4 protein-coding genes are annotated in these 14,071 nt (G+C 58.1%); 1 reads left to right on the forward strand and 3 read right to left on the reverse strand.

All coding sequences use genetic code 11. From position 1 onward, the window contains the following. Positions 1-54: 54 nt before the first annotated feature. Positions 55-1,386 carry a DUF58 domain-containing protein gene (locus tag KRR23_RS08170; protein WP_216742067.1) on the forward strand — a complete coding sequence of 444 codons (1,332 nt, stop codon included), beginning with the start codon at positions 55-57 and terminating at the stop codon, positions 1,384-1,386. Here KRR23_RS08170 and KRR23_RS08175 read toward each other — a convergent pair. The 3 genes from KRR23_RS08175 to KRR23_RS08185 are packed head-to-tail and all read right to left on the reverse strand — an operon-like array spanning position 1,383 to position 13,918. Next, positions 1,383-6,035, reverse strand: coding sequence for a hypothetical protein (locus KRR23_RS08175; protein ID WP_216742068.1), 4,653 nt, complete (start codon positions 6,033-6,035; stop codon positions 1,383-1,385). The two genes, KRR23_RS08170 and KRR23_RS08175, sit on opposite strands and share 4 nt — an antisense overlap. Positions 6,036-6,083: 48 nt before the next feature. After that, positions 6,084-10,202, reverse strand: coding sequence for a neuraminidase-like domain-containing protein (locus tag KRR23_RS08180; protein WP_216742069.1), 4,119 nt, complete (start codon positions 10,200-10,202; stop codon positions 6,084-6,086). Between the two features lie 59 nt (positions 10,203-10,261). Further along, a complete protein-coding gene (locus tag KRR23_RS08185; RefSeq protein ID WP_216742070.1) occupies positions 10,262-13,918 on the reverse strand; it encodes a Tc toxin subunit A in 3,657 nt (1,218 codons plus the stop codon). Positions 13,919-14,071 lie beyond the last annotated feature (153 nt).

Below are 14,071 nucleotides of genomic sequence, written 5' to 3' on the forward strand. Positions count from 1 at the left end.
AATGGTTTTACTCCTGGTCGATGAGCCAGACCTCTACCGGAGAGCCGCTACGCCATGAAACCCACCCGCCTACTGCTGATCTGGCTCTCTGTCTTGCTCGGGCTGAGCATCGTGCTCGGTACATTAAGGGCGCTGGGTTTGCGCGTTGCACCGAGCCTGCTGTCGATCAACTGGGGCTTGCTGCTGGCGCTTCTATTGCTGGCGCTGCTCGATGCCGTCCGGCTGATGCGCCTGCCGTCGCCCAGCGTGCAACGTCAGATGCCCGGCAGCCTCGCGCTCGGACGCTGGAGTGAGGTGAGCGTCCGTATTCAACACGACTATCCGCAACCCTTGAATGTGCAACTGTTCGACCACGTCCCCGACGGCCTGAGCTTCGAACACCTGCCACAATCGGTCGAACTGCAACCCGGCCAGCACAGCCTGATCAGTTATCGCCTGCGCCCTCTGCGGCGTGGCCATTTCAGCTTCGAGCGCTGCGAAATCAACCTGCCCAGCCCCTTCGGTCTATGGTCCGCCCGGCGCTACCTGAACGTCACCGACAGCACCCGCGTCTACCCGGATTTCGCCCGTCTGTACGGTGCGCAGTTGCTGGCCGTCGACAACTGGCTCAGCCAGCTCGGCGTGCGCCAGCGGCAACGTCGTGGGTTGGGTCTGGAGTTTCATCAACTGCGCGAATTTCGCGAAGGCGACAGCCTGCGCCAGATCGACTGGAAAGCCACCGCCCGCCAACGCACACCGATTGCCCGTGAGTACCAGGACGAGCGCGACCAGCAGATCATCTTCCTGCTCGACTGCGGCCGCCACATGCGCAGCCTGGACGGTGAACTGGCGCATTTCGACCATGCGCTCAATGCCTGCCTGCTGCTCAGCTACGTGGCGTTACGTCAGGGCGATGCCGTGGGTCTTTGCACCTTCGCGGGCGATCAACCACGCTACCTCGCCCCGGTCAAAGGTACTGGCCAACTCAATGTGTTGCTCAACACCGTCTACGACCTCGAGAGCAGCCAACGCCCCGCCGACTACCAGGCGGCTGCCAGCCAATTGCTGGCCCGGCAAAAACGTCGGGCGCTGGTGGTGCTGATCACCAACCTGCGCGATGAAGACGATGACGAATTGCTCAGCACGGTCAAACGCATCGGCCGCCAACATCGGGTGTTGGTGGCGAGTTTGCGCGAAGGAATACTCGATCAGGTACGGCAGTCCCCCGTGCAAACCCTGGATGAAGCCCTGACTTACTGCGGCACGGTGGATTATTTGAATGCCCGGGCCGAACTCCATGAGCGGTTGAGCGCTCATGGAGTGCCAGTGCTGGATGTGCGGCCCAGTGAACTGGGCGCGGAATTGGTGACGCGGTATTTGAGTTGGAAAAAAGCCGGAGTGCTTTAGCGCTTGTCGGGCTCGATGATAACGTCTGGGTCAGACTCACGGGTTTGCGCGGCCACTCGACACCTCACGCCACCCACAAAGGTTGAGTCCCTAGAGGTGATCACAAATGCAAACTCCTCTCCCACCGGAACTTGGATGTTCACCGTCCAGTTAAACCGGCCATCCACTTTTTGGAACTCACCCGCCGGAGGCGTAAATGTAACCTCCGGCCGAGCGCTAAAAATTGCATACTCTTTGCCCTTCTGCTCGTCCATCGGGAGTATCCCTATTGCAATGTCCCGGTTCTGCCTCATTGTCACGAGCACTTCGGGTAGAAAGACAGGATTGTGATTCACCCAGATATAGTCAGGCGATGAATAAACCCAGACTTTTTTCGATAGCGTCAACTCATTCCCCGCTCCCGCATTCACCGTAGCACTCACCACAGCAAAAAGACTGTCGGGCACCTGTGTCGGGGTGAACATCTTCGTTGCCCACCCCTCGGCATTGGTTAACGATTTGGTGTCCGGCATCCCTGTAAATTTCCAGAGCACCTCGGTCCCCTGCGGCACACCTTCTACATGAGCATCTGCGGTCAAGTCCGAGCCAAGAAGTACCACCGAACGGGACACCTTCATCTCGGTTATTCCGTAAAATTTCACAACAGTGAAAACCAACGACTCGCTGGTACCAAAACCTACCGTCGCCGTCAGCGAGTGCTCCCCTAACTCCGGCGGTATGAAGGTTATCCGCGATGTTCCATCCTCCTCGGTGGCGGTTGGCGGCAAGGTCAATCCCGGGAACGCCCACCGGACTCTTATCCCCCCAACAGGCTGTCCATTCGCACGGGAAACCACTGTCACCACAGCATCGGCTTCTTGCCCCAGCTGAATACTCGGCTCAGAGCTGGTCAACGACTCGATCACCGGGACCAGCCCGCCGTACAGCAACTGTTTCGTGTCCCAGCCACCCACACCGCCTCTGACCGTAGCCATCAGCACTCTGTTATCTCCCGCAGTCAGCGCGAAGGTCAACGTTGCAATGCCGTCCTTGTTGGTGATCGAGGACGGCAACGCTTGACCCGAGAAGTCCCACATGACCTTGACGCCTTCCAGCGGCTCTCCGGTACGGCTGGAAACGACCTTTGCTTGTGCACGAGCCTCTGATTCCTCAGCAACACCTTTTTCAACAGTATTGACCTCAATGAGCTCAAGGATCTTGCGTGGCTCGTTCAGCGTAAAGGCCAAGGATACGGAGTCTGAGTGAACTGCATCCCCCACCGTTGCCGTCAGCTCACCGGCTCCTGTGGTGAGCGGTTTGAAGCTGATCCTTGCCACGCCGTAGAAGTCGGTCAGCGTTTTCACCACCCCAAGGTCGGGGCTGCGCCAGGTCACGATCCGGCCGACCATCGGCTTGCCACTGATGGCAGACACCACCTTGACTTGTTCATGAAGCTCCTGTTCCCAGTCGAGCGTTTGATGAACGCGGTTGTTCCCGATGATTTTCAGCACCTGCGAACCAGTTCCCAACGACATGGCATTGGCCGGTGACAGGTTCTGCAGCCTTGACGCCGCCAGGCGCAACGCGAAGCTCCCGTCCGTCAGATCATCACATTTGAGCGTGTAGCTTAATTTCCCCTCACTAAACCGCTGCGGCACACCGAGGGCCGACGAAAACTTCAGGCCAAGGGCAGTAGGGCCGGTCCCGGTCAACCCAAGCATCACCTCCTGACCAAGCAGTACGCTGTCCTCGTCCACCCACAGTTCCATACGGTGATCACCCTTGCGGCGTGGGAAATACGTTTGGGCCCCCCAAGGCTGGGGGGGTTGCCGGTCAAACTGAACGACAAGCCCCTTCCACGGATCGCTCTTCAGCACGTTGACCGTCATGGGGCGTTTGTCCTCATACTCGTCATAAGGGCTGAAAACGAGTGCCTCGACGTTATGCGGTTGCGCGGTCGCCGGCACCAAGGCATAGCCGGACCACCCATTTTCATCGGTATCCACCTCGCTCGAAGAACCCGCCGTCCACTTCACAGGCACCTGCGCTACCGGCTGCCGGGTGAAGCTGGAGATCACCTGCACCCACTGCCACGCACGATCTTGCCCGACGACCGGGTCCACGGCCGCGTCGTGCAGCGCGTCGATCCTGACTTTGTTATGCCCCAACTGCATCACATTGGCCGTGGACGTCAGCTTGAGCTGAGGCAGCTCCAGCTCCAGCGCAAACTGACCGTTTTTCTGACTGGCAGTGAAGTTCAGCGCCCAAGGCGCGCCCCCGGCGCTGATGACCTGAAGCAGGTGCAATGCAGGGGTAACGGTGGCGTCCAGTTCGTCGGCCGACGTGCCCGACCATTGCAGCATTAAATTCAACCCAATCAACGGGCTCAGTGCATTGGGCAGGAAGTTGAAGTAATGAAGAGCCCCCAGGCACGGATAAAGCGTCTGATTGCCAAGGTTTGCCGACACCTGATCAAGCACGACGCGCCCTTCATCGGCCAGATTTTCGGACAGTAAACGCCCGGAGAACTCCCGAACGGCTCCCGGCAATCCGTCACTCATGAGCGAGAACTCGAACAAGCCACTGCGGCTGGTGCGTGCCTCAGAGCGCAACGGCCATTCCCAACCACCTTCCTGCGTGGCGATCGGTTCTCCGATCGTTAACCCCAAACCCGGATCGTCAGCGCGCCAGGTCAAGGTCATGGGTTTGCCGGCCACTGGGCTACCCGCCGCCGGCGTCACGCGAAAGGTATGCGACTTACCGCGCCGACAGGCAATCCCGACAATCGCCCGATCCACCGACTCGCCATCCAGATGAAACTCGACTTGATTCTTCCAAGGGCTGGTCGCCAGCGCCGTCACAGCAAACTCACGCTCAACCGGCTGCATCTCCACGTGCGCCCTGACCTTGGCGATGATCTTGTAAGGGCCATCCGTCTTCGGTGTATCCAGCACGCTCGCCCAGCCACCCTCACCCGTGACGGTGGACACCGTGTCGTTGGGTCCCACCCAGTCAACCAGCGCATTGACCACCGGATCACCGGAGCCGCTGGTAACAAGATGCAGCACCTGCACCATCAGCAGCACACTTTCCCCTTCATCCACTACCGGGGATTTGTTCGCCTCTCGCACCTCGCCGATCTCGACCACATTGCGCGCCAGCGACATTGGTTTTTTACGCGAAGGTAACAACAGCTTCGAGCAGCCCAGCAGCAGTTCGAATTTGCCGTCGAGACGATCATCGCAGGTCAGCCACCAGATCAGCTCGGTGCCAGTGACTGGCACAGGCTCTTTAAGCTCTGGACTCACCGTCACACCCAACTCGGCAGGGGTGTCGCCGTCCCATTGAAGCCACAATTGGGTTCCCAGTAGCGGGCTGTCGGCAGGCAGTTTCAAGGTCACCGGGTATTGATCGCCGCGATTGGGGTAACCGGTCTTCTCGTCCCAAAGAGTTTCCTTACCGTCGACGACCGCCATGACCTCTTCCCAGGGATCGGTCGCCAGCACCCGAACGTCAAACGATTTGGTGAACACATCGCCGGGGTAATACAGACTCGCCACCGATGCCGTGATGACAGACTCACCAGCAGCAGTCGGTGTGTAATTGAAGTAAACCCAGCCTTCATCGTCGGTGAGGAGGGTCACTCCCTGCCGTTCTCCATTGACACTCCAGGTGACTTCCTGTTCGGCAAGCACTTGTGCGGTGTAATGCGACACCACTTTAACGCCCAGCCGAACGCACTGTCCGTACTCGAAAACCGGGTAGTAGGCCGCCTCCAGCACCTCACCGAACTTGAGTCGATGATGCCCAAGCGAAGCCTTGATCGGGTAAGCCTCAGCGGTGTATTTGCTCAGCAGGTTGAACGAAAACTCATAGGGCGCGTCAGCACCCTCGATCACAGGGCAATCGAGCGACCACAGTTTATCGAGCGGATGATCAACCCCCAGAGCCGGCGTCGTAACCACCGCGCCCTGTGGGTTGTCCTCGCTGATCAAGGAGGCGTGAGTGTCCAGCCACGCATTATCCGCAACAGGCCCAAAACCAAGACTGTGAGCAAAATTCCCGGTCGCCCCCAGACACAGGTACAACAGACGATCTGGCGACTGTGGCGTGCCGTCAAACGTCAGCTGTTGCAATTCCAACGGCCCCAGATGCAGGTGGACGTTGATTCGGGTGATGTAGATGATCCTCTCATACTCATTATCCTGGCTTCGCGGGCTGAAGACGCTGACACGAACCTTGTCGTTTTGTTTGAGCGGCAGCGTCAGCTTGACCTCGTACTCGACAGGCTCGAAGGCCAGCGGTTGCCCATCAGCACGATGCGCCTTGTTCACCTGGTTATTGCCTGGAGGAAGCGGGATCACCTGCGCAGGTTCCGAGCTCCCTTCAATGCTGATTTCCAGCCTGCCGGCTTTGTCATGCCACGATTCGCAGAGAAAGCTGATGACGTAACAAGCATCAGCGCGAAGGTCCTTTGGCGCCTCGATAACCTGACTGACCGACGCTTCATTCCCGACCGTCAGACAACGAATTCTTTCGCCCTTATAGATAACTTCTACGATCTTGGCCCAGCCGGGAATGGGCTCGTCCTTTATCCAGTGATTAATCCCTTCGCGAAAATCACCATTGAGTACCAGGCTCGCTTTGGCCTGGATGACCGGTTCACTCATGACTGACTGCTCCTTTCCCTGTTCGGTTTATCCGGTGCGGATCAACGGTCAAACACGCCGGAGCGGATCATCCTGATCGGCGCGCTTGACCAGCTCTTCGACTTTTCGGGTGAATGTCGGGTCGCCCACCTTGGCGGTGTAACGAACGCGCACGATGATGTCGGTCAGCGAGGCCAGCATGGATTGTTGCGGCTCCTTGAGTGGCCACGGGAAGTGCAGCGTCCAGTGCGAGACCGCACCGGTGCATTCGAAGGGGTTGAGCAAGCCTTCATCGGGTTTCACCGTGGCCATACCGGTATCACCAATGCCCACCGACAAAGCGATTTGCTGACCACTGCGCAGGCTGCGCCGCACATCGGCAGGGGCCACCGCGTTTTCAGGCTTATGCAGGTACTCCACCGAACGGGTCGAGGCCTTGGTGGCGGTGAAACTGCTGACCTGCAACAACGTAGCTTTGATATTTTCGTGAGGCCCTATCAGCGCGGGCAGATCGACGTCCACCGTGCTGATCTGCCGGCAGTAGTGGCCCGGGTGGTCACGGTCAAAGAGCAACTGCGTGAGTTTGAAATCCAGCGTGCCAGTGCGTTGCAGCTCCGCCAGCGCGTCCTCCCAGGTACTAAAACCTTCTTGTGGATCCACATCCTTGTCATTGAACAATTGCCGCAGGGAGATGGTCTTGACCAGCTCCAGCCTTCGCTCATGGCGACGCAAGTATTCATGCTCCATGCGCAGCAGGTGCACCCGCAGATGTTCACCCGCCGTAAGACCGTGACGCTCGTCCAGCCAGACCTGTGGCAGGGGAATCTGCGAATCGTAGTCACCGGTCTCAAAGCTCAACGAGGCCTGCGCACTCATGCACAAACTGACGACGGCGTCATGGGCCTGATAATGCAGGGCCTTGAGTTGGCCCAGCAGCCAGCCGAACAGCTCGGCATTGGTCGCGCGTTTTTTGATGAAGGTGTAGAGCGTCAGCGCGTGGGCATTGGCCCGCAGGGTTTGCCGCAGGTTGGCCTTGGCGGCTTCGACGGCATGATTTTGCGCGGTGATTTGCTCGGTGAGTGCGCGCTCTTCAGCTCGTGCCTGTTTACCCTGTAGTTCCCAATCATTGCAACGACGGCGGTAGGTTTCAGTGGTGGCGGTTCGTTCGGCGTCCAGGGAATGCCCGAGGGCGACAATATCGAAAACGCTACCAATCCCTTCGAGTATCCCCCCGGGGTTCGCCACACCGAATGACGTACCGGCTTTGTTCGGGACGACCGTTTTAGCGACCGCTCCCGCCGCTTTGAACCCAATACCCACACCGTTGAAGATTTTCGCCAACAACAGGGCATCCATCACCTGATACTCCGCATTACTCACATTGCTCACAACCTTTGCCTCATACGCAACAGCACGCTCAGTCGCCACCGCCTTGCTCTGTTCCAACGCGGTCACACTCGCTTTCATCTGCTCGATGATTTGCTCCTGCAAGGTCTGGGCGTACGCCCCCAGGTCCACCAGATGGCTGTGCTGCAACGCTTCCATTTCAGCCCGATCACGCTGTTCGAGCAGGCGCAGTATCTGATTGCCATAATCCTGCAACGTCTGCACCGCCCGCAGCGCGGCCTCGAACATGACCCGCCAGCGGAACGCCACAACCTGCACCTGCCCGCCCATTGGCCGTGGCGAACCGGCGCCGCCGGCAGCCAGATCCTGCAGCAACTGGTTAGGGTCTGTCGGTGGACTGAACAGCGGAATCAGCAACGGCTTGCCGTCGAGGGTGAGGTTGTTGCGCAGGTTATGCAGGCGGCTGCCGGGCAAGTCGAACAGTTCGAGCAATCGCTCATTGATCGGCGGCTCAAACGGTTCGATGCCAATCAGGCCGAGAGTGGGCGCCACCTCAGCCTTGGCCGGTACATCTGCCAGGGTGAACGCAAGGTTTTTTTCGAACTGCTCCAGCGCGGGCCGGGAATTGGTATTGGCCATCAGTTGAGCGACAGTTTTCGGTTGCCAACGGTTGACCGTCCTCGCCGTGGGTGCCTTGCCCATCAAAAACTCGGCCTGTACATAACACAACTTGGCCGCTACCAGACTGTCACGGGTAAGTTGGCGGTAATACCAGTCACCCCAGGCGATCAGGTTTTTTACATATTCAGTGAACGCAACGATCTGAAAATGCTGAGGGGCTGAATAACCGATCGCATCCGGGTCGGTCGGCGCCTCGGCTTCACAGCCCAGGTTGCCGGGCCCCGTCAAGGGGCGGCAGCGCCAATAAAGGGGTTTGTGTGGTTTGGTTGTAGAATCTGCCGGGGCCTGAGGGTCGAACAGATAATGCAGCCATTGCTGTGCCTCCAGAAAACGGTTCTCAGCGCTCAACCGTGACGCCACCAGGTGCGGCAGGTGGAAAAACAGTTCCCAGAAAAACAGCCCGTTGGCGCCATCGAACGGGCCGTTCGGCTCGTCAATGGTACCTGCGGCCGGGTCCGGTTCTTTCAGATGCTGAGTTTCCCAATCCAGCACGGCATCGACCGAAATATTGGCGCGCTGCACCAGATCGGGACCGAACAGTGAGTTCAGACGAACCTGTTTGAGGTACGGCTCAGGCAGGTTGAGCTTGAGAAACTGCGCGCCCTGGGCGTTGGTCTTGTCCAGTGACGGTGGGACAAAAGAGGCGACCGTGCCCACTGTCACTACATATTTTTTGCGCCCGAGGCCATCCTTTAGGGTAGAACCACCGAATGTAAAAGTGACAGGTCCGGTAAAACCGTCCGCCTGCCGGTGAACGTCCATCCAGGGTGTACTCCAGCCACCGCTATCGGAGAAAAGTCCTTTGATCGGATAAGGATCCCCTGCTGCCGGATTGAGCAATGTCAAATCAAAGTCCTTTTTCGCTCCGGCGGAGTCAGACTTCACCGCGCAAAGCCCCCTGACCAGAAGAACATCGTCCTCGCCAACACGCAAAACAACCGCTTGCAAGGAGTAGTAAGGCGTCAAGGTACCGGTGGGGTCGTTGGACTCGCCAATAGTCGAAAGATTTTGTCGCAAGATCGGATGCTGCACGATGCCTGAGTCGACAAAGCGATGGTCTGCCAATGGCTCCAGTAAGCGCCCATCTTCAGCGACTTCACGGAACAGGACATCACGTCCCAGGTACACATCGATAGGATTCTCGGGAGCCGCCCCCCCCTGACGACTACGGTTAGTCAACAACACCCCCAACTTGCCTTTGGGATGCAGCTCATCGACCAATACCGTGGCAATCAAACGGCTGCCGGTCGAGACGTCGGTATTGCGCTCCTCGCTGTGCAATAGAAACGGTGCTGACCAATGACCGTTCTGAGCCATGAACGCCAATTTGATCTCCAGCTTGCAAAGCACGGGAGGAGCGAAGTCCACACTCGCTGCAATGCCTTCACGCCACTCAGCCCAGACCACACACAAACGCCCGCCCCAGAACACCGGCCGTATATCCAGCACCTTACCCCCGACTGGAATCTCGACCGGCTGCCATTCACGCCACGCGGCCGGGTTGATTGCCCGGCAACTGGGCGTCAATTCAACCTCGGCCTTGCGCCAGAAATACTGAAAAGGCTGAATCCGCTGCTGGGCAACAAAGTAATAATCCGCTCTCGTGGGTGTAAGGGGCGCTGTCAGCGAGGTGCCGTCCATATAGCAGCTAATGACATCCAGGTTGCAGGTCTGCTCGAACTCTTGCAGGTATTCCTGCAATGCCACCTGCACGGAATCAGTGCTCAGGCGCGTCTGGTTCAGATTGTTCTCAAGGGTTTTGAACAGGCTGGTCTTGCGCCGACGTACATGGGGGTTAATAAAGTTTTCCGGGTACAGGGCGATCATCTGCAACGCCGCCCAGTCCGGGTAGTTGTTGTAGAGTTCCCAGGTTTGCAGATCCCACTTATCGAATTCGTGACCTGAATACCCCGGTTCCAGCTTGCGATACACCGCATGGATGTATTGCTGGGCACAACTGATGGCTTCGGCGACCCTGGAGCTCTGCACCGGGTAACTGTCCAGCGGGTCCATGCGCAGGAGCTCAAGCAGGTCCTCCGGTGTTCTCAGGAAGTAGAACTCGTCATCAGGAGGCAAGCCCTTTTTGACCTGCCCGATGCAATACTCGATCAATGCCGTACGACGTTGTTCGAGGAGTCCGGCGATCTTGTTGTTTTCCATAACCCTTGCTCCTGAGGTCTCACCAAGTTGTACGCGGCTGTGCAGAGGTCACCTGACCGTCAGGCATCCGTTTCCACGGAAAGAGGACCGGCGAAGGTAATAGCGTCAAAAAATGCTGTTTCAGAGCTGTCCCGGCTGGTAACGCCGACCTCGAATGTCCCGCCTGTGGGGCTGGAGACGAAGACTCGCGTGATCCCCTCCTGATTGGTCACCCCCTCGGCTGGCCGGATAATCAACGAAGGTATCGTCGTCCCGGGATCAGACTTGACCTCACTGCTCCACTTCACTGGCATGCCAATACCCCGATTGCCATGACGGTCCTGCATCACGGCATACAACTCGACTTCCGCACCAGCCTTCACAACGCCATCCGGCACCTGGGACTTGAGCGGCCCCGGAAAAAACATTGAGGTTTCATCGGCACCGATCTTCACACTCTGCGCTGTCTGTTCCTTATACAGGTCCAGCCAGAAGCGTGGCACTGCCGTGCCCATGACCTTGCCCGGGATGAACTCGGCGGTCGCCACTCCATCTGTCCCGGTAGCGGTCTGCTCGATGCTGCCCAGGGTGGTTTTCCAGTACACATTGACCCCGATCAAACCCTTGCCCGCATGGTTATTGACGGTCACTTCGAAGGTGGCTTTTTCCCCCGGCTTATTGGCCACCAGCACCGTACGATCCACCTCGCAGGTGAGCTTGAGCATGTGTTCCAGGGCTTCATCTTCATTGGGGATCAGTGGCGCCGGCGAGGCTTTCAGACTGAGCAGTGCATGTTCGGCAGCCCGTGCGTAAGCCCGTTTGTCGATTGCTGCCGGGAGCATGCCCATCAGGAAAATCGTCAGGGCATCCATGCCGCTGCGTGCTGACAGCTCACGGACGCGGATCAACAGATCCAACTGCGCCAGGTTTTTGATCAGCATCATTTCCGGGTCGACCCGTCTTGCGCACTCGCGCACGTCCTGAACACTCCAGGCGAAAAAAATTGCCAGCCTGATCGCCGCAGTCTCTTGGGCCAGCGCCAGGGCATCCTCAGAGAGAGGCTCAGGCAGTGCGTTGACCTGACGCAGGTAATCAAGCAGTTTTTCCGGTGGCTGCTGACCCAACGCAAAGGCCTGGTTGAGCACGCTCAGGTAGTAAAGCGTACTCAGCGTGAACTCATGTTTGTTATCGCGGCTCAGCCACGTTTTATAGCCGTAGGCCAGGTAGTCCTCCAGCAGTTCGACGCTAAGGTCCAGCTTCACCACCACCGCACTGCGGCGCCGCAGATCGGCCAATAGCGTGAGCAGCGGATTACCTTCGTCCGCTTGTTGCCGCCGACGTCCACTTGCGGCGCCGTCATCGTGCCTTGCACCTTCGAGTGCAGACTTGAGCACCTGATAAACCGTCCCGCCTGCCCAGGTGAGTACGGTTAATACCAGCTCGGACTTCAGACCCGCGTAGACCGCCAGGCATTCCTTGATCACCGACACCTGCCCTGCCCTGGCTTGCAGCAATACACCGAGCATTTTTTCGACGATCAGCGCACGCGACTCTTTATCGCCTTCGCCAATGCCGATGCTCACCGCCTCATCGAGCCTCTGGCGGGCAAAGGTCAGGTAGTCGAGTTCAATCGACTCCGACAGCACTTGAACCAACCCGTTGCTGTCGACCAGAGCGGTCAGTAAATCCAGCCAGCTCGCACCGCCCGCCAGCGGCGGGACACCGGCCATCAGTAACGCCGTTTCGGAAAACAAGGCCGCAGACAGCAGACTTCGCAGCTGTTCGAACAACTGCCGCTCATTCGACGATACCGCGGGTGCCACGATCGGCGAAACCTGTTGCAGCATCCAGAGCACCGGCATCTCACGCTCATGACACCAGCGAACACAGGACTCCATGGCGTGGATGATGTTCAGCGCATCCGGTGTGCCTTCGTGCTTGTTCGACTTGAGCTCGGGCACGCCGGCCAACGCCTTGAGCCAACTGTCGCCCCCCAGAATAATGAGCAACAGAATGCCCTCGACCGGACTGATGCCCAACATTCGGGGCAGTTTCACCATGCGGTAAAAGCTTGATAGGGTTGCCGGGTCGCAGATCAGCGTGTCCTCGCGATCATGGGCTTGGGCAATTGCCAGTGCCAGCTGACGGTAGGTATGCAGGTCAATCTTCAGGCCACTGCAGAGTTGATTGACGGTTAACCCGTCCTCGCCCGGCGCCGGAAACACCGGAAACGTGTGGCCATCGAGTTGCAGCGGCCTGGGGAAATGCGCCTGGGCATTAAAAATGCGATCAAACTGCGAAAGCACTTCGCCACGGCCGAAAATCGACAGCTCATCGATAAACACCGCGAAGTCCTCGGCGGCACAGCCATAACGCTCGCGTAACTCTTGAAACAGGCCGATGGCCTGCAGGGTGTTTTCTGATATCCAGCAGTCGGGCTTCGGCGTCTGGGTATGGGCTTCGGCATTGATTGCCGCCATGAGCAGGCAATCCACTTGTTCGCTGGACAGGCCTAGCCAGTTGTCCAGGCGCAGCTTGCGGTTCATTCGGTCGAATCGGGTGTGGGAGATAGATTTCAGTCGGTGCAAGATCTCACGATTCGTCCCGCCCCTAAAATCGATATCCACAGCAGGGAACGAACCCGCATTGAGGTAAACCGAACCCGAATCCGCTCCGCTGGGAGACGACTCACCACTTTCTGAAGGAGCATTGCTAGACCGCAGAGGAGCGAAACTTCGAACCGAAAGCAACGATTCGAGCCCAATGGTGTCGAGTTTTGTCCTTACACAGAAAAACTTCACCTCGTTCATGTCCCCCATCTCCACACCCTCAGCGCCAAAGTTCAGGCGATAGAAGTGCTCCTGCTGCTCTTTGGATTCTTCGGAGTCATCGTCGGGAACCGGATCCTCAGTCAACAACTCCCGCTGATAAGGCCCCAGCCGAGACGCATGAAGCAAGGCCCGCTCCCCATCACCGCCCTGGGCATTGAGTTGCAGAAAGTACGGAATGAACGGATCGACCACACGGGCCACAGCCCCTACCGACAGGTCATGGTGCCGGGCGACAAAATCGATCGTCTTCCAGTCCTGGCAATGGGGCAGCCCATTGGGATAACGGGCCTGGCGCAGGGCATCATCGATATCACCGCCCGCCTGGCCGTGGGCCTTGATAAACGCTTCCAGCACCGGGACGATGATGTCCACCGATGACACGGCTTGATGCACCGCCTTGTGATTGATGAGCAACGACTGCAGATCCGTGCGCCGTCCCGTGAGCGGCATTCTTTCGTCATCACCACGAGCTTCGATTTTGTCTCTGATCCACATCAGCAACTCAATCAGATACGCAACGGGTGAAGTCACCGACTCCAGGGCATCAGGCGGGCATAAGCTATCGAAGGGTGGATAAAAAATTTTTTCAAAACTGGGTCCCGTCACCAATGATAAAAGCCCGCTCATCGGTCTCATGGGTTCTGTTTTATCGCCGGTCAACTCCTGCTCGATAAACTTCCGTCGCACATAGATTGCCAAGGCATTGGCACGCCGCAGAAACATTTGCGCGTCGTCCCGGTTCAAGCCGAAGTCACGTACCAGACCTTTCACACCCTCTGCCACCAGAGGGAAAACCGATCCATCCTGTTCGATGTATCGGCTCAGCGAATCATTATCCTTGCGCTGTTTCTCACTGAACACTTCGCGGTAGATCTGCCGAAGGGGGGAATTCTGTGAGGCAGCCATGATGACACTCCTTGTACGGATGACAGGACGCTGAACACCCTGATGAGCGCGTCGCCGGGTTCAATTCACTGGTTGAATTTGGCGCCAAAGCGAAGCCTGCGTCTACTGTCATAACTGACAGTAGCGCCGACCGCTCGTCGGAAGCCCTGAAGG

The sequence above is a fragment of the Pseudomonas sp. CVAP#3 genome, assembly GCF_018986375.1.
In the GTDB taxonomy this organism is placed as follows: Bacteria; Pseudomonadota; Gammaproteobacteria; order Pseudomonadales; family Pseudomonadaceae; genus Aquipseudomonas; species Aquipseudomonas helvetica.

What these genes read in the sequence shown, in the direction of transcription:
- KRR23_RS08170 (WP_216742067.1), top strand. Translation starts at nt 55, where the DNA reads ATGAAACCCACCCGCCTACTGCTGATCTGGCTCTCTGTCTTGCTCGGG.
- KRR23_RS08175 (WP_216742068.1), bottom strand. Translation starts at nt 6,035, where the DNA reads ATGAGTGAACCGGTCATCCAGGCCAAAGCGAGCCTGGTACTCAATGGT.
- KRR23_RS08180 (WP_216742069.1), bottom strand. Translation starts at nt 10,202, where the DNA reads ATGGAAAACAACAAGATCGCCGGACTCCTCGAACAACGTCGTACGGCA.
- KRR23_RS08185 (WP_216742070.1), bottom strand. Translation starts at nt 13,918, where the DNA reads ATGGCTGCCTCACAGAATTCCCCCCTTCGGCAGATCTACCGCGAAGTG.